Source organism: Micromonospora sp. NPDC000121 (assembly GCF_042899165.1).
Classification (GTDB): domain Bacteria; phylum Actinomycetota; class Actinomycetes; order Mycobacteriales; family Micromonosporaceae; genus Micromonospora.
Genome location: NZ_JBIAZP010000011.1, coordinates 48,743 through 66,300, shown reverse-complemented (window position 1 = coordinate 66,300; position 17,558 = coordinate 48,743). Strand labels below are relative to the sequence as shown.

The 17,558-nt window shown below is 74.3% G+C and carries 12 protein-coding genes; 3 read left to right on the top strand and 9 right to left on the bottom strand.

The annotated features are described in order from the left end of the window. The first annotated feature begins 107 nt into the window (after positions 1-107). Complete coding sequence (locus ACFY23_RS25980) at positions 108-836, top strand: TetR family transcriptional regulator (protein ID WP_350687208.1); 729 nt, start codon at positions 108-110, stop codon at positions 834-836. A 144-nt stretch (positions 837-980) separates the two neighbouring features. On the opposite strand, the gene ACFY23_RS25975 is transcribed toward ACFY23_RS25980, so the two are convergent. Beyond that, positions 981-4,097 (bottom strand): NACHT domain-containing protein, encoded by a 3,117-nt coding sequence (locus tag ACFY23_RS25975; protein WP_350819704.1) that lies wholly within the window; start codon positions 4,095-4,097, stop codon positions 981-983. A gap of 82 nt (positions 4,098-4,179) precedes the next feature. Further along, entirely contained in the window at positions 4,180-5,973 is a 1,794-nt protein-coding gene (locus ACFY23_RS25970; RefSeq protein WP_350687009.1) for an ABC transporter ATP-binding protein, read from the bottom strand. Between the two features lie 78 nt (positions 5,974-6,051). Between ACFY23_RS25970 and ACFY23_RS25965 the strand changes: the two genes are divergently transcribed. After that, positions 6,052-6,477, top strand: coding sequence for a MarR family winged helix-turn-helix transcriptional regulator (locus ACFY23_RS25965; RefSeq protein WP_350687005.1), 426 nt, complete (start codon positions 6,052-6,054; stop codon positions 6,475-6,477). A gap of 149 nt (positions 6,478-6,626) precedes the next feature. Here the strand turns inward: ACFY23_RS25965 and ACFY23_RS25960 are convergent, their stop codons facing one another. Further along, a complete protein-coding gene (locus ACFY23_RS25960; protein WP_387038129.1) occupies positions 6,627-7,847 on the bottom strand; it encodes an RNA-guided endonuclease InsQ/TnpB family protein in 1,221 nt (406 codons plus the stop codon). A 125-nt stretch (positions 7,848-7,972) separates the two neighbouring features. On the opposite strand from ACFY23_RS25960, the gene ACFY23_RS25955 reads away from it, so the two are divergent. After that, positions 7,973-9,757: an N-acetylglutaminylglutamine amidotransferase gene (locus ACFY23_RS25955; protein ID WP_350679200.1), complete on the top strand. Its 1,785-nt coding sequence runs from the start codon at positions 7,973-7,975 to the stop codon at positions 9,755-9,757. Positions 9,758-10,042: 285 nt separating this feature from the next. Here the strand turns inward: ACFY23_RS25955 and ACFY23_RS25950 are convergent, their stop codons facing one another. The 6 genes from ACFY23_RS25950 to ACFY23_RS25925 form a co-directional block, all read right to left on the bottom strand. Next, positions 10,043-11,179: a glutamate--cysteine ligase gene (locus ACFY23_RS25950; protein WP_350679202.1), complete on the bottom strand. Its 1,137-nt coding sequence runs from the start codon at positions 11,177-11,179 to the stop codon at positions 10,043-10,045. 246 nt (positions 11,180-11,425) lie between these two features. Further along, positions 11,426-12,637, bottom strand: coding sequence for a sigma-70 family RNA polymerase sigma factor (locus ACFY23_RS25945; RefSeq protein ID WP_350819673.1), 1,212 nt, complete (start codon positions 12,635-12,637; stop codon positions 11,426-11,428). Between the two features lie 2 nt (positions 12,638-12,639). Next, positions 12,640-12,990, bottom strand: coding sequence for a YciI family protein (locus ACFY23_RS25940; protein WP_350679206.1), 351 nt, complete (start codon positions 12,988-12,990; stop codon positions 12,640-12,642). Positions 12,991-13,214: 224 nt separating this feature from the next. Next, complete coding sequence (locus ACFY23_RS25935; protein ID WP_350679208.1) at positions 13,215-13,394, bottom strand: hypothetical protein; 180 nt, start codon at positions 13,392-13,394, stop codon at positions 13,215-13,217. A gap of 213 nt (positions 13,395-13,607) precedes the next feature. Beyond that, positions 13,608-16,436, bottom strand: a complete 2,829-nt coding sequence (locus ACFY23_RS25930; RefSeq protein WP_350679212.1) for a hypothetical protein — start codon at positions 16,434-16,436, stop codon at positions 13,608-13,610. Continuing rightward, positions 16,433-17,545: an AAA family ATPase gene (locus ACFY23_RS25925; RefSeq protein ID WP_350679214.1), complete on the bottom strand. Its 1,113-nt coding sequence runs from the start codon at positions 17,543-17,545 to the stop codon at positions 16,433-16,435. The genes ACFY23_RS25930 and ACFY23_RS25925 overlap by 4 nt, the downstream gene beginning before the upstream one ends. Between the last annotated feature and the right edge of the window lie 13 nt (positions 17,546-17,558).

The window sequence follows — 17,558 nt, the reverse complement described above, 5'->3', positions numbered from 1 at the left end:
ACCCCTCCTGCCGCTGGTGGTGCCGACCGTCCCCACTGTACTGACCGTCGGTCAGTCGAATCAATCGTGATGCCGCCCACCGGTCAGACGCGGCTAGGCTTGCCGGCATGACCGTCGAGGCACCCGACGACACGCGCACCCGGATCCTGCGTGCCGCGCTCGACCTGTTCGCCGAGCACGGCTACCAGCGCACCTCGCTGCGCCAGATCGGCGAGCGGCTGCGGCTGACCAAGGCCGCGATCCTCTATCACTTTCCCACCAAGGAGCACCTGCTCACGGCCCTGGTCGAGCCGCTGGTCGCCGATCTGGAGGCGCTGCTGGACGCCGCCGAGGCGCTGCCGTCCGAGCGGGCCCGCCGGAGGGTGCTGGAGGGCTGGGTGGACACCATGCTGACCCACCGCCGCCCGCTCGGCATGCTCTTCCACGACATCGCCCTCATCACGCGCGGCGACACGTTCCACCGCCTGATGCGGATCGCCATGCGCGCCAACGACCTCATCGCCGGGCCCGACGCCGGGCGGCGGGAGCGGGTCCGGGCGGTGCAGGCGGTCGCCATGTGCAGCGACCCGGTCGTCTTCTTCACCGACGTGCCCGACGAGGTGCTGCGGGCCGACATGCTCGACGGCGTGCACCGCCTGCTGGACGCCGCGCCGCCCGGCGCCGGCGCGGCTCCCCGGCGACGCCGGCCGGGCCGCCCCCGGAGCCTGAGCCACGACCAGGTCGAGGACGCCCGGCAGATGTACGCCGCGGGCACCCACTCCGCGGACGACATCGCCGCCGCCCTGGGCGTGTCCCGGGCGACCGTCTACCGGAACCTCGGCCTGCCTCAGACGTGATATTGAGACGCATAATGAGATAGTTCTGCGACAGGCCCGTCCCCGCCCGTCGTCGTTCCTGTGCATGTGCCCGAGGCACCGGCACCTGCACGACCCGGGACTGCCCGTGCTCCCCTGACAGCGTTGGCGGAGGCGGCCGTCCGGTCAGCCGTCGTGCCACATCGGCGCGCCGCGGCGCAGGGTCCGCGCCACGATGTCCGGGGCGGACAGCACGTCGACCAGCTTGCGGGCCACGGCCACCGCGGGCGCTCCCAGCGTCGGGTGGCCGACCACCGCGTGGCACGCCTGCAGCCCGATCTCGGCCAGCTCCCGTCGGCCCAGCTCGATCCGCCGACCACGGGCCCGCCGTTCGGCGAGCGCGGCGCGGAGCCGGCCGCGCACCTCCGCCCGCTCGTCGACGACGCGCCGCATCACCGCCACCGACCAGCTCCAGGTCTGCACGAGCAGCAGCGGGTCGGTGCGCTCGTCGGAGTCGTCGGCCAGGAGCAGCTGCTCGTGGCAGAGGGCGAGGGCTGCGCCAGCGTCCCCGTTCCCGTCCCCGTTCCCGTCCCCGTTCCCGTTCCCGTTCCCGCCGAGCATGATCCGGGCGAGCATCCCCGCGCCGAGGGGCGTCGACCGCCCCGGGCCGTCGCCGGCGCTCTCCGCCGCCACCAGCCGCTCCAGGTCCTCCCGAGCCGCGTCGACGTCACCCTCCGCGTAGCGGACGACCGCCAGGAACTCCCGGGTGGCGGAGAGGGACCTGCCTGCCCGGTCCTCCACCCGCAGCAGTTCGTCGCCGGCGGCCCGCAGCTCGGCCAGCGGCGCGGTGGCGGCAACCAACTCGGCCAGGCGCCGGCGCTGCGCCGCCGGCGGCGTCGCCCCGGTGGGCGCGAGCGGTGCCGGCATCGGCGCCAACAGGTCCTCCAGCCGGCTCCACTCCCCGGCGGCGGCGCCCACCAGCACCGCCTTGCGCAGCGAGGCCAGGGTGAGGTCGTCGGCCGGCCCGACGCTCGCCGCGCGGGCCCACGTGACGGCGGCGAACACGCCGAGCGCCTCCGGCCACAGCCCCGCCCGGGCCAGCTCGACGCCGAACTCCTCACGCGGCCGGCTGCCCCGCCGCCCCGCCAGCGAGCCCGCCGCCAGCCGGCTCTGCAGGCGGCCGTGCCGGAACCGGTACGCCCCGGCGCCGTGCCGCAACAGGCCGACCGTCTCGGCGTGGCCGAGGAACGCCAGCAGCCGGTGCGGCAGGCGGCCGCGTGCCGCCAGCACCATCCGGGCCAGGCCGAACCGGACCCACGCGCCGCCCCCGCGCCGGTGCACCCACCAGCCCAGCCCCGCGCCGAGCCCGGCGTAGGCGAGGGCCTGCGGCGAGGGCAGCCGGGGCAGCAGGCCGGTCACCCACAGCAGCGCCGCGCCGGCCGGCACACCGACGAGCGCGGCGGCCACGGTCGGCACCACCGACGCGATCGTCGCCGCGCGGTCGGCCCGGACGGTCTCGGCCACGCCGGTGGCCCCGAGTTCCGCGGCCGGAGCCGCGACGTCGACCCGCAGCGCGGCCCGGAGCACGACGAGGACGAACCAGACGGCGCCGACCACGACCGCGGCCCGCAGCTCGACCGTCCACCCGGTCGGCGCGGGCAGCCGGTCCGTCGCGGCGGCCAGCTCGGGCGGTGGGGTGAACAGCCACAGCACGAACCAGGTCAGGGAGCCCCAGAACAGTCCCAGCATCAGCCCGTCGGGCACGCCGTCGCGGAGCGCACCCCAGCCGCCGACGAACTGCACCCGTTTCGGCCGGCTGCCCGGGTCACGGGCGCCGCCCAGCGCAAGTGCCGGCACGGCCACCGCGGCGGCCGCCACCCCCAGGTCCGCGGGATGGTCGGCGAGGGTGGTGAGCAGCTCGCGGGTGTTCGGGTCGGCGACGATCCCGGCCACCGACCTGAGCGCCTGCCCGGCGACGGCCAGGGCCAGCCACACCGCCAGCCCGGTACGCAGGCCGTCGGCGACGGCCCAGAACAGCCGGGGCAGCGCTGCCGGCAGCTGCCACCAGCGGAACTCGCGGACACCGAGCGACTCCAGGTGCGCGGCCAGGAAGGCCAGGTAGCGCCGGGCCGTCTCCGGTTCCCACCGGCGCAGCCCCTGGGCTCCCCGACGCGACCGCAGCGCGACGTCGACCGCCCGCGACAGCAGCTCGTCCTCCACGGCGCCCCGTCCCCGGCTGGCCGCCAGCGGCACGAGGTCGCGGGGGTCGGTGCCGGGCTGGTCGAACGCGCTGCGGGCCATCGCCACCATCAACGGCGTGGACAGCGCCCCGCTCAGCTCGGTGTCGCCGTCGATGCGCGCCGCGACGGTCGACCAGTTGCCGGCCTGGTGCAGGGGCGCGGCGTCGACCAGGTACTCCGCCACCTCGTCCGGAACCAGCGGCTCGATCACCACCACCGCGGCGCCGCGCACCTTCTCGCCCTGGGCGAGGTACCTCTCGTACACCGGCGTCCGGCAGGTCAGGACGAAACGCTGCGTGGGCAGCTCGTTGAGTTCCTCGAGGCAGGCGGTCACCTGCTCCTCGGGCATCTCGTCCAGGCCGTCGAGCACGGGCACGACGAGGTCCGTCTCGACCAGGTCCCGCAACACCGCGACGCGACGGGGATGGCGGGGGGCGAGCTGGGTGTACCGCCGGGCGAGACGGTCCACCAGCCAGTCGCGGAACGTCTCCACGGTCGGGTCCCACGACGCGACGGGCAGCAGCACCGGCACGGGCGCCTCGGGGTCCCGGTGCGGCGGCAGCTCACGCGCCATCCGCAGGGCGATGACCGACTTACCGGAGCCGGCCGGCCCCAGCACCAGCAACCGCCCGGACGGGATGCTCCGGTAGCGGCTCCACAGTGTCCCGTGGCGGCCGGACAGGTCCATCGGACCGGCCTCGCTGGACCGGCCGATGGCCCGCCAGGACGGCATGAGCCGCTCGGCGGCGGTACGCCAGGTCACCGGCAGGGGGTACGGCTCGTCGACCGCCCGCAGCAGCGCCTCGTCGCTCGGCTCGCGCCGGACCAGTTCGAACAGTTCGTCCGCGGCCGCCCGGCGGTGCACCGCCGCCGTCGCCGAGGCGGCCTGCCGGTTGGCGAGGAACTGGTCCAGCACCACGTAGACGGCGACGACACCGGCGATCACGCCCCAGGCCCAGTTGACCTTCTCGAAGTCGTACCGCAACCAGACCCAGGCGGTCCCGGCCGCCGCGACAGCGGCCACGAGGACGAGCAGGGCCCATGTCCACCCTCGACGCTGCACCGCCTGATTGTGATCGTCTACCGGCCGCGCCGGCGGCCCGGGGTCGGGTGCCGGCGCGCACCGCCGACGGCGGCCCCGGCCGTCAGGCGGCCAGCGTCGCGTAGCGGCCGGCGCGCTCGATCAGGTCGTCGTGGGTGCCGGACTCGACGATGCGGCCGTGGTCGAGTACGGCGATCCGGTCCGCGTCGCGCACGGTGGAGAGCCGGTGGGCGATGGTGATGGTGGTGCGGCCCCGGGCCACCTCGTCGAACGCCCGCTGCACGGCGCGTTCGGTCTCGGTGTCCAGCGCGCTGGTGGCCTCGTCGAGGATCAGGATGCGCGGGTCGCGCAGCAGGGTGCGGGCGATGGCGAGGCGCTGCTTCTCGCCGCCGGAGAAGCGGTGCCCCCGCGAGCCGACGACCGTGTCGTAGCCGTCGGGCAGCCCGGCGATCAGGTCGTGGATCCGGGCGGCGCGGGCGGCGGCCTCGATCTCGGCGTCGGTGGCGTCCGGGCGGGCGTAGCGCAGGTTCTCCCGCACGGTGGTGTGCAGCAGGTAGGTCTCCTGGCTGACCACGCCGACGATCGCCGCCAGGTCGGCCAGGCGCAGGTCGCGCAGGTCGACGCCGTCGATGGTGATCCGACCGCTCGTCGGGTCGTGCAGGCGGCTGACCAGCGCGGCCAGGGTGCTCTTGCCGGAGCCGGTCTCGCCGACCAGGGCGAGGCCGGTGCCGGCCGGCACGTCGAGGGTGATCCCGGCGACGGCGGCGGTGTCGCTGCCCGGGTAGCTGAAGGTGACGTCGGTGAACCGCAGGTCGCCCCGGACCCGGCGCGGGTCGACGTCGACCGGCTCGGCGGGGTCGTCGACCTCGACCGGCAGGTCCAGGTACTCGAAGATCCGGGCGAACAGCGCCAGCGAGGCGGTCACCGAGACGCCCACGTTGAGCAGGCCCATCAGCGGCCGGAACAGCCCGCCCTGCAACGCGGTGAAGGCGACCAGGGTGCCGATGCTGAGCGTGCCGGCGGCGCCGGGCAGGCCGGCGCTGAGGTAGATGACCGCCGGAATGGCGGCGAAGACGACGCTCATCGAGGCCATCCGCCAGCGGCCGGCGAGTTCGGAGCGCAACTCCAGGTCGACCAGGCGGGCCGACGAGGCGGCGAAGCGCGCGGCCAGCGCCGGGCCGGTGCCGAGGGTCTTCGCCAGGTGTACGCCGCTGACCGACAGCCCCTCCTCGACGGTGACGTTGAGGTCGGCGAGTTCACGCTGGCGTCGCGCGGTGATCTCGCGGCGCAGGTGGGCGACCCGGCGGGTCAGCCAGACGGCCGGCGGCAGCACGACGAGGGAGACCAGCGAGAGCCGCCAGGAGAGCGCGACCATCGCCGCCGCGGTGGCCACCACGGTGGTCAGGTTGGACGCGATCGAGGTGGCGGTGGAGGTCACCACGCTCTGCATGCCGCCGATGTCGTTGGTGATCCGGGACTGCACCTCGCCGGTGCGGGTGCGGGTGAAGAACGACAGCGACTGCCGTTGCAGGTGGGTGAAGACGTCAGTGCGCAGCCGGTGCATGACCTGCTGCCCGACCCGGGTGGAGATCCAGGTCTGGAGGACGCCGAGCACCGAGGTCACCGCGGCGACCGCGACCATGCCGGCCACCAGCCAGATGAGCAGCGTCAGGTCGCGTTCCGGCAGGGCCCGGTCGATCACGGCGCGGAGCAGGAAGGGGGAGGCCATGGCGAGCACCGACGACGCCACGATGATCGCGGTGACCGTGGCGAGCGCGCCCCGGTGCCGGGCGAACAGCCGGCCGATGCGCCGCAGCGACACCTGGCGGGCCTGTGCCTTCTCGGCGGCGCTGACCTTGCGGGGGCCGCGGTCGCGGCCGGGGGGATGGGGTTCCAAGGGGTACGTCCTCACGTCGGGAATGCTGAGGTTACCTCAACATGAGGGAACAACCGCTCCTCCTGCTACCGTATTCCCGTGACCGCAGACACCGACGACGCCGAGGACGGCCTCGCCGAGGCGTTCTGGGCGGTGACCCGGCGGCTGCGGCACCGCACCCGGGAGGCGCTCGCCCCCTGGGACGTCACGCCCGGCCAGTCCCGGGCGCTCGGCGTGCTCATCCGGCACGGCGCGCTACGGCCCGGCGCGCTCGCCGAGCACCTCCGCATCGCCCCGCGCTCGGCCACCGAGGTCGTCGACGACCTGGAGGCGCGCGGCCTCGTGCGACGCCGGCCCGACCCCGCGGACCGGCGCGCCACCCTGGTCGCCCCGACCGAGGAGGGCACGCGCGCCGGCCAGGCCATCCACGCCGCCCGCCGGGCCGCCGTCGAGGACCTCTTCGGTGACCTCTCGCCGGCCGACCGGGCACAGCTCGCCCGCATCCTGCGTACGCTGCGCGACTGACCGGCCGCCGGCCCGCCCCGGGCCATTCCCGGGGGTTTGACCCGCCCGGGGTCGGGTAGTCCAGCCGCCCGTATTGGCGACGGGACCGGGCCCCTGCGAGCGGGTGGTCCGCCACCGACGCCGACGGGAGTGTTGACATGCTCCCCCGTCTAAAGGTGGGGGATTCCTACCCTCACGGGTTGGGTTTCCTGGTTCACCGCAGACCGCACGGAAGGTTGCCCTTCGTGTCTGACGTCCGCTCCGCAGGCGTTTTGCGTCTCGACCAGCCCGGCCGCGACGGCGATGTTCTTGGCGGCGTTGACGTCCCGGTCGTGCCGGGTGCCGCAACCCGGACACACCCAGTGACGTGTGCCGAGAGAGAGGGCGGCGAGCAAATGCCCGCACGCCGAGCAGGTCTTCGACGACGGGTACCAGCGGTCCACCACCGCGAGGGTACGGCCGTCGCGGTGCGCCTTGTAGGTCAGCAAAGTACGGAACTCGGCCCAGCCGGTACGGCCGATCGCTTTGGCCAGGCAGCGGTTGCGGACCATGTTCACCACCGCCAGATCCTCCACCGCGATGGCAGCGAACCGGCGCACCAGAGCGGTCGACTGCTGGTGGAGGAAGTCCCGGCGCGCGTCGCGGACCCGCGAATGCGCCCGGGCCACCTTCCGTTTGGCCTTGGCACGGTTGGCGGAGCCCTTCTGCCGACGGGCCATCATCCGCTGATACCGCTTGAGTCGGCGTTCACGCCGTTCCATATGCCTCGGATGCGGGATGCGCCCGCCGGTGGACAACACCGCGAAATCGGTCAGGCCGAGGTCAACACCCACCACCCCGCCCGTCGGTTCGGGTGCGGTAGGTGTGTCGACGTCGACGGCGAAGGTCACGAACCAGCGGCCGTCCGGGTCACGCGACACCGTCACCATCGTCGGATCCAGTGCCGTCACGTCCACGTTCGGCCACGACCACACGAACCGCAGCACACCCGGTGTCTTCCCCAACGACAGGTTCCCGCCGCGCATCCGGAACGCCGACCTGGTGAAACTGGCGGACTGGCGGCCGTGCCGCGACTTGTAACGCGGGTACCGGGCCCGCTTGGCGAAGAACGCCGTCATCGCGGCGTGCTGGTGCCGCAGGGTCTGCTGCAACGGCACCGACGACACCTCGCCCAGGAACGCCAGATCTGGCTGCCTCTTCATTTCCGTCAACGCCCGATCCGTCTCCGCGTAGGACGTGGACTTCCGTTCGGTGTGCCAGCGGACGTGACGGACGGCAAGCGTGCGGTTCCAGACGACACGTACACACCCGAACGTGCGGTTCAGCAACGCCGCCTGCTCCGGGGTCGGGTACGCCCGACACCTGTACGCCGTCCGCACAGGACCGGTCATACCAGAAAGGACGGTCATGGCTGGCAACGCGTCCGCCATTCCTCCCCGCTCTGAGGGACGGGGCACCCTGGCGGTGATCCGGTGACGGTGGGTCCGGTTCCCCCGAAAGCCGGTGACCGCTGACGATGTGCGGCATCAGCGGCGAGGCGAGGTTCGACGGGTCGCCGCCCGACGCCGACGCGGTGACCCGGATGACCGAGGCGATGCGGTCCCGGGGCCCCGACGGCGAGGGCCTGTGGAACGACGGCTGGGTGACCCTCGGGCACCGCCGCCTCACCATCATCGACCTCTCCGCGGCGGGCGGCCAGCCGATGGTGCGCGAGGACCTCGGGTTGGGGCTGGTCTTCAACGGCTGCGTCTACAACTACCCCCAACTGCGCGACGAGCTGCGGGCGGCCGGGCACACCTTCCACTCCACCAGCGACACGGAGGTGATCCTGGCGGCGTACGCGCAGTGGGGCGAACGCTTCGTCGACCACATGGTCGGCATGTTCGCCGTCGCCCTGGTGGACCGGCAGCGGCGGCGGCTGGTGCTGGCCCGCGACCGGCTCGGCATCAAGCCCCTCTACCTGGCCGAGTCCCCCGGCCGGCTGCGGTTCGCCTCCACGCTGCCCGCGCTGCTGCGCGCCGGCGGGGTGGACACCACGATCGACCCGGTGGCGCTGCACCACTACCTGTCCTGGCACTCGATCGTGCCGGCGCCCCGCACCGTGCTGCGCGGCGTGCGCAAGCTTCCCCCGGCCACCGTGCGGGTCGTGGAGGCCGACGGGCGCAGCCGCGAACACGTCTACTGGCGGCCCGACTACGCCCGGGACCCCGCGCACAGCGAAATGGACGCGCGGGACTGGCGGGCAGCGATCGGCGGCGCGCTGCGCACGGCGGTCCGACGGCGGCTCGTCGCCGACGTGCCCGTCGGTGTGCTTCTCTCCGGCGGCCTGGACTCCAGCATGATCGTGGCGCTGCTGGCCGAGGCCGGGCAGCAGCACCTCCGGACCTTCAGCATCGGCTTCGACAGCCGCGGCGGCGAGGCCGGCGACGAGTTCCACTACTCCGACCTCGTCGCCCGCGCCTTCGACACCGACCACCATCGCATCCGGCTCGCCGACGACGACCTGGTCCCGGCGGTACGCCGGACCGTCCACGCGATGACCGAGCCGATGGGCAGCCACGACGTGGTCGCCTTCCACCTGCTGTCCGAGCAGGTCGCGCGGCACGTCAAGGTGGCCCAGTCCGGGCAGGGCGCCGACGAGGTCTTCGCGGGCTACGGCTACCACCAGCCCCTCGCCCTGGTGCCCCGCGACGGCGCGATGGACGCGTTCGCCAACGCGTTCTTCGACCGGGACCACGCCGAGCTGTGCCGGGTGGTCAGCCCCGCGTACGCCTGCGACCGCGACGCCAGCCGGGAACTGCTCGCCGCGGACCTCGCGGCGAGCGGGGCGGACACCGCGCTGGACGCGGTGCTGCGCCTGGACACCCACCTGATGCTCCCCGACGACCCGGTGAAGCGGGTGGACAGCATGAGCATGGCGTGGGGGCTGGAGGTGCGTACGCCGTTCCTCGACCAGGACCTGGTGGCCCTCGCGGCGGCCTGCCCGCCCGAGCACAAGGTGGCCGGCGGCGGCAAGGGCGTGCTGAAGGAGATCGCCCGGGAGGTGCTGCCGGCCGAGGTGGTCGACCGGCCGAAGGGCTACTTCCCCGTGCCGGCGCTGCGCAACGTCGACGGCCCCGTAAGGCAGCTCGTGACCGAGGCCCTCGCCGCTCCCGCCGCGCGGGAACGCGGCCTGTTCCGCCGCGAGTACGTCGACCACCTGCTCGCCGAGCCGGACCGGGCGCAGGCCGCCGCCGGCAGCAACAAGCTGTGGCAGCTCGGCCTGCTGGAGCTGTGGCTCCAGTCCCACGACATCCGCTGACCGGCACGGCCCCGCTCCGCCCCGGCCCGGACCCGCACCCCTCCGACCCCTCGGCCCGGTTTCGGTAGCGGCGATCCCCACAGCGTCACACCGCCGCCCCAGACAGCCGACAGCGCCGACACCGGCGGCCAGCACGGCACCGACACCGGCAGCCAGCACGGCGTCGACACCGACGGCCACCACGGCTCCGGTTGAGCCGGCGGGAAGAGGGCGGTGCGTTCACGAGTGGAACGCCATGGGTGTCACCCGCGGCTGGTGACACCCATGGCGTTCCACCGGGCGGCGTCAGCAGGTGAGGGTCTCGGCGGCCAGGTGGTCCAGGACGGCCCGCACGTCGTTGTCGGTGCGGGCCATGACCCGGCGTTGCCGGGTGGCGCCGTTGCCGTCCCGGCGCACCCGGGCCAACTGGCCGCGTACGTGGTCGAGGTCGCCGTGGCGCGCCAGGGCCGGCGCGACCGTGGCGACGAGTTCGTCCACCAGATCCCAGGCGGGGCGGGCGCCGCCGGAGCGCAGGTCGATCAGGTCGCCCTCCAGTCCGTCGTGGGCGGCCCGCCAGTGCGCGGCGGAGACCAGGCAGTCCCGGAGCCTGGGGGCGGGAACCCCGGCGCGGACGTCGTCGGCCAGCGTCGCGACGAGCGCCCGGACCAGCCCGGCGACGAGCACCGTGTCGTCCACGCACGGGCAGACGTCGCCCACCCGGATCTCGACGGTGGGGTACGCGGTGGAAGGGCGGGCGTACCAGTAGACCATCGCGGCGTCGAGCATGATCCCGGCGTGGATCAGGTCGTCCACGGTCGCGTCGTAGTCGGCGGCCGACTCGAAGTGCGGGGTCGGCCCGATGCTGGGCCAGCGTTCCAGCTGCATCGAGCGCCAACTGGCGTGCCCGGTGTCGCGGCCGTCGTGCAGCGGCGAGTTGGCGGTGACCGCCTGCACCACCGGCAGCCACGGGCGCAGGTGGTTGCAGACCTGGACGGCCAGTTCGCGGTCGGGCACCCCGACGTGTACGTGGCAGCCGCAGACCGCCGGATCGTGCGCGACCGGGCCGAAGCGGCGGGACATGGCGTGGTAGCGAGGCTTGTCCGGCACCGTCCGGTGCGGCTCGTGCACGGGCGTGGCACCGACCGCGACGAGCCGGGCCCCGGCGGCGTCGGCCGCGTCGGCGGCGGAACGACGCAGCGCCACCAGGTGCGCGCGCAGCTCGGCCAGGCTGGCGGTGACCGGCGTGACCATCTCCACCATGCTGTGCCGGAACTCCTGGCGGCTCTGGTCCCGGGCCGTTCCGGACAGGGCGGCGAGCACCCGGTCGGCGACCGGGAGGCTCTCCCCCGTCCGGGGATCGAGCAGCAGGTACTCCTCCTCCACCCCGAGGGTGAGGGCGGCCAGGTCGGGCACCGCGGTGGCGACAGCCGGGCGGTACGTCATGGGCCGTCGGCGTCCGTTCGTCGGGCGGCGCGCCGGGCGCCGCGCTGCCGGGTAACCCGCGTTCCCGGCCATCGGAGGCGACAAACGCCGGTCGCCCGCCCGCCGCCGCCGGCCGTCCGGCGGTGCCCGGCGGCCACCCGGCGGGCCCATAGCGGTGTCCGTCGGCCACCCTGGGCCGTGGTGGTGTCTGGTGGCCCGGAAGTCGCCGGCGAGTTGAGGCGACCGTCGTCGGGCCGCCGGCCGGCGCTATGCGCCGGATCGCGCCAAGACCGCCCGTGCGGCCAGGAAGGCGCGTTCGGCCGCGTTGTCCGTCCGCTCCGCGGCCGTCCGGTACGCCTCAGCCGCCTCCGCCGCCCGGCCCAGCCGGCTCAGCAGGTCGGCCCGGACCGCGTGGAACACGTGGTAGCCGGCCAGGTCGAGCCGCTCGACGGCCGCCAGCGCCGCCGCCGGCCCGGCCACCTCGGCCAGCGCGACGGCCCGGTTCAGCGCCACCACCGGCCCGGGGGCGTACGCGGAAAGCTGGTCGTACAGCGTGAGGATCTGGGCCCAGTCGGTGCCGGCGGCGCTGGACGCGTCGCTGTGCACGGCGGCGATCGCGGCCTGGATCTGGTACGGCCCGGGCCGGTCCCGGCGCAGGCAGCGGCGGACCAGGGCCTGGCCCTCGGCGACGAGCCCGGCGTCCCACCGGCGGCGGTCCTGCTCGGGCAGCGGCACCAGGGCGCCGTCGGCGGTGGTGCGGGCCGGACGGCGCGCCTCGGTGAGCAGCATCAGCGCCAGCAGCCCCAGCGCCTCCGGCTCGTCCGGCATCAGCTCCGCCAACAGCCGGGCCAGCCGGATCGCCTCGGCGCACAGTTCGTCGCGGACCAGCCGGTCGCCGGAGCTGGCGGTGTGCCCCTCGGTGAAGATCAGGTAGAGCACGGCCAGCACGGCGGAGAGCCGGTCCGGCAGGTCGGCGTCGCGCGGCACCCGGTACGGGATGCGGGCGTCGCGGATCTTCGCCTTGGCCCGGACGATCCGCTGGGCCATGGTCGCCTCCGGCACGAGGAAGAGCCGGGCGATCTCGGCGGTGGTCAGCCCCCCGAGCAGCCGCAGGGTCAGCGCGACCCGGGCGGCCGGGTTGAGCGCCGGGTGGCAGCAGGTGAAGATCAGACGGAGCCGGTCGTCGCGCACGGGTCCCTCCTCCACCGGTACGTCGCGGGTGTGCAGCAGGGCGGCCTGGGCGTGCCGGTCGGCCCGGGACGCCTCCCGCCGCAGCCGGTCGATCGCCCGGTTCCGGGCGGTGGTGATGATCCAACCGGCCGGGCTGGGCGGCGGCCCCGTCTCGGGCCACCGCGCCGCCGCCACCGTGAACGCCTCCTGCACCGCCTCCTCGGCGAGGTCGAGGTCGCCGAGGAGGCGGGTCAGGACGGCGACCGCGCGGCCGTACTCCGCGCGGAACACCGCCTCGACGTCCGACACGCTCAGTCCTCGCCCTGGAAGGGGCGCACCTCGATCGGCAGGGTCGTGGCCAGCGCGTACCGGCGGCCCCACGCCAGCGCGGCGTCGAGGTCGGGCGCCCGGATGATGGTGAAGCCGCCGAGGTACTCCTTGCCCTCGACGAACGGCCCGTCGGTGACCAGCACCTCGCCGTCGGACGGCCGCAGCACGGTCGCCGTGTCCGGTGCGTGCAGCCCCTGGCCGAAGACCCAGCACCCGGACGCCTCCAACTCCTCGCGGATCGCGCCCAACTCGCGCATCACCCCGGCCAGGAACTCCGGGTCCACCATCCCTTCGCCGCCGGGCTGGTAGATGCTGAGCAGGTACTGCTTCATGGGCTCTCCTCACGTCGGCGGCCGGTGCCACCGCCGGCCTCCCATCCTCCACACGAACGGGTCCGGTCCGGATCGACGAGGCACCGCGATTCGCGACGGATCCCGGCGAGACCAGGACGCGGCCGGTGGCGGCGACCCGGATCAGGGTGCCCTTCGGACCCGCGTCCGATCGCGGTGGGCCGTCAGCCGGGAGTCGTCACGCGCTGCCCGGCGTCCGGACCGGCTCAGGGCCGCAGGACCAGCTTGCCGACGGTGGCCCGCGCCTCCGGTGCGGCGAGCGCCTTCGGCCCGTCGGCCAGGTCGTACACGGTGGGTCGACCGGGGGTGGGCACCCCGGCGGCCAAGAGGGCGGACAGCTCGGCGGTCAGCTCGTCGAAGACCGCCGGCGCGTGCTGCGCCAACACGCCGATGTGCAGGCCGATCAGGTGGACCTGGTGGGTGGAGTTCGGTTCCCAGTTGCGATCGTGGCCTCACCACCGGCCACGCCGTACACGACGACGCGGCCGGTGACCAGCCTGGCGGCGGCCAGGCTGACGCGGAAGGCGGCGCCGCCGACCGCCAGTTCGCCGATCCTCACCCGGCACCCGCCGACGGATCGCCGGGCCGTGCGCGCGCCGTCACGACCCGGCCTCGATCAGGGCGGCCACCGCACCGGTGGTCTCCGGGTGGGCGGCCAGCAGCGCGGCCAGCCCCGCCGGGACGGCGGCCCCGGCGGCGTCGTCCGGCGTACGCCAGTCACCCGCGCAGCCGAGCAGCGCGGCGACGGCGTCGACCGGCTCCGGATGGCCGGACAGCAGGGCGGCCACCGGCCCGGACGGAACGGCGGAAACCGCCGGCGGCGGGGACGCCGAGGCCTCCCACGGCGGCACCCAGGCGTCCAGCGCGGGCAGCGACCCCGGGAAGGTGCGGCCCGCCTCGCGGACCAGCAGCGGCACCAGTTCCGGGCCGTGGTCGCGCAGGGTGGTGATCAGCGTGGGCAGCCAGGGCAGCAGGACCGGGTCGGGCAGCCGGGCGAACGCGGACGACATCACCTCCACGACGAACGGGGCGAGCCCGGGCACCGACTCCAGGGCCTGCACGAATCCGCTGAGGTACTGCGGGAAGGCGGGCACCACCAGCGGGTTGCCGAGCAGGTCGGCGCACCGCCGGCGCAGCTCGGCCAGGGGCAGCAGGCCGAGCTGGTGCCGGGCGACCCAGAGCAGGGCGACCTTGGCCGGCGCCTCCGGGTGGGACTGCGCGACGGCGAGTTCGAGCTGGGACCGGTCGCAGCCCAAAGAGAGCGCCAGGCTCTCCATGCCGAACAGGAAACCCAGCATGGCGCCGACCTGACGGACCCCGCTCCCCTCGTCGACGAACGCCGTGGGCAGCAGGGTGCAGTAGTGGGCGTACCCGGTGGTCACGAACGCCTCGCACCAGGCCGGCAGCGGCCCGGTGGCGCGGTGGTGGGTCAGCAGCCGCCGGATCCGGCGCAGCACCTCGGGCGCGTCGTCGACGGTGCGTTCGGCGGCGAGCAGCTCCACCGCCCGGTTGCCCAGCTCCTCGACCAGGCGCGGGCTGTCGAGCAGGCGTACGGCGTCCTCGACGGCCTCCAGCGCGACCGAGGCCGTGGCGTCCGGGCCCCGGACGGCGCGTCGCAGCCGCTGCTCCAGCACCTGCTCGACGGTGACGCCCTCGTAGCCCAGCTCGATGAGCGCCCGCTGGTGGCGGCCGAGGGCCAGGTCCCAGCTCTCCTGGATCGAGCGGTGCCCCAACCGGCGCTCGCCCATGATGGGTCGCACCGCGTCGGGCGGCAGCAGGTGCCGCAGCCGCCAGAGCAGGTCGGAGCAGGGCGCCAACCCGGGGTCGGCGTGCAGGTCCAGCAGCGCCCGCTGGATCTGGCGCTTCTCCAGGTCCAGCCCGAGCGGGGCGAGCCGGTCGTGGACGTCGCGGGCGAGCGGCGGCAGCGCCTCGTAGCCCACCTGGCCGATCCGGTCGCCGCCGAACAGGATCTCGCAGAGCCGGCGGACGTCCCGGCGCCCCGGCACGACGTCCTTCTCGATGCAGGTGACCGCCGCGTCGGCGAAGTCGTACGGCGTGGGGCGGGCCCGGTTGCGCAGGCCGGCGAGGAGGATCGACGTCTCGAACACGGCGATGGCGTCGGCGGTGCTGGCGAGGTAGCCGTTGCGCCGGGCCAGCCGGACGATGTCGACGCACCAGCCCCGCAGCTCCGCCTCGTCGAGGCCCTGCACCGCCGGCGGCCGCCCGAGGTAGCCGGAGAGCCGGTCGGCGACCGGGGCGGCGGGCACGGGGGCCGGGGCGGCGCGGCGACGGCCGGCGCGCGTGCGGGTGCCGCGCTGCCCCTCTAGCCGGAACGGCGACAGCCCGGTCCGGGCGACCGCCTTCGTCCAGGTCGCCGCGGCGATCGACACCGACCCGGGCGCGAGCCCGAACTGCGCCTCGATGGCGGAGTGGCTGGAGGGGATCAGGCCGTAGTGCCACCGGGTGCCGGTGCGCGGGGTGATCTCGAACGGGGCGTCGGCCCGCAGCCCGAACTGCTCGACCCGGCTGGCGGCGTGGAACGCCCCGCAGACGTAGAGGCAGTCGGCGGGATCGGCCCCGGAATCGGCGAGGTGCTGCCGCATCCGGGTCCACATGTAGCGTTCGCGGTCCTCGTCCCGGTCCTGCCGGTCCGCCCCGGCCGGGCGCAGCCGCCGGAACAGGCTGCCGATCAGCACCATCACCTGTCGGTAGGTGTCGTGGTCGGCGTCGGCGAGCGGCTGCTCGACGTACTGGTCCCACCATTCCGACCAGTGCCGCACCTTGCCGTGGTGCAGCAGGTACGCCTCGAGTTCCGCGAAGCGGGGCCGCAGGTCCCCGATCTCGACCCCGACGGCGTCCCCGTGCAGGGCCGCCTCCTCCTCCGGCGGCGCGGCCGGCTCGACGTCCCCGCCCGCCGGGGCGTCGTCGGCGGTGCCGGGAGGGCGGGGCAGCCACTGGAAGACGTGGTCGGTGGAGCGGTCCACCAGGACCAGCTCGACCCCCGGCGTCTCCAGCGCGTACGCGATGGCCTGGTATTCGGCGCTGGCCTCGGTGATCGGCGCGACCACGCTGAGCGGCCCCCAGTCGGCCGGGAAGCCCTCCAGCTCGGAGGCGAACGCCTGCACCGCCACCGGCAGGCGGCAGTTGCGCAGCTCGCCCAGTAGCGGCTGGAGGTCCTCGCACAGCTCCAGGTAGATCACCTTCGGCTGCTTGGCGCGCAGCCGGCGGACCATGGCCAGCGCGGACGCCGGCGAGTGGTGGCAGACCGGGAAGATCTCCAGTTCCTCGCCGAGGGCGCGGTCGACGTCGTCGACCATGCCGGCGAGGATGTCGGCGACGGCACCCGGGCTGTCGGCGAAGGCGGTGGCGGCGGCGGTGAGCTGCTGACGCAGCGCGCCGAACGGCCCGGCCTCGGTGGGCGCGGTCACGACAGGGAGGCGATGGCCTGGCGGCCGCCGTCGAGGAAGCCCTCCCAGGGGCCGCCGTCCTGCTTGGCGCGCGGTTCCACCACCCCGTGCAGGTACTTGTTGAGGATCGCCAGGTCCTCCGGGCTGCGCCGGGCCAGGGAGCCGACCAGCGACCCGGCCAGCGTCGCGGCGCGCAGGGTGCGGTCGCCGAAGAACTGGCTGTGCAGGATGGCGTCCTCCAGCACGCCGATCTGCTCGGCGGTGGACAGCGCCGACTCCAGCTTCTCGTCGTCGCTGGTCGCCGAGGAGGCGGCGGCGCGCAGGTCGGCGAAGCTCTGCAACAGGATGTCCAGCAGGGTGGGCGGCACGTCGAGCGTGATCTGGTGCCGGCGCAGCAGCTCCTCGGTGCGGAAGCGGACGATCTCCGCCTCGCTGCGCTTGTTGGTCACCACGGGGATCCGGACGAAGTTGAACCGCCGCTTGAGCGCGGACGAGAGGTCGTTCACGCCCCGGTCCCGGCTGTTCGCGGTGGCGATGATCGAGAAGCCGGGCTTGGCGAAGACGATGTTGTCGTGGTCCAGCTCCGGGATGGAGACGTACTTCTCCGACAGGATCGAGATCAGCGCGTCCTGCACGTCGCTGGTGGAGCGGGTCAGCTCCTCGAACCGGCCGACCACGCCCTGCTCCATCGCGGTCATGATCGGCGACGGGATCATGGACTCCCGGGACTGGCCCCTGGCGATCACCATGGACACGTTCCACGAGTACTTGATGTGGTCCTCGGTGGTGCCGGCGGTGCCCTGCACCACCAGGGTCGAGTTGCGGCAGACCGCCGCCGCCAGCAGCTCGGCGAGCCAACTCTTGCCGGTGCCCGGGTCGCCGATCAGCAGCAGGCCCCGGTCCGACGCCAGGGTCACGATGCTCCGTTCGACGAACGTACGGTCGCCGAACCACTTCTGCGGGATCTCCCGGTCGAGCCCGTCGGCCCGTTCCGAGCCGAGGATGAACAATCGGACCATCCGCGGGCTCAGCCGCCACGAGAACGGCTTCGGGTCGGTGTCGACCGACTCCAGGTAGTCGAGTTCCTCGGCGTACTTGACCTCGGCGGGGGCACGCAGCATCTCGGACATGAGGGGTCTGTTC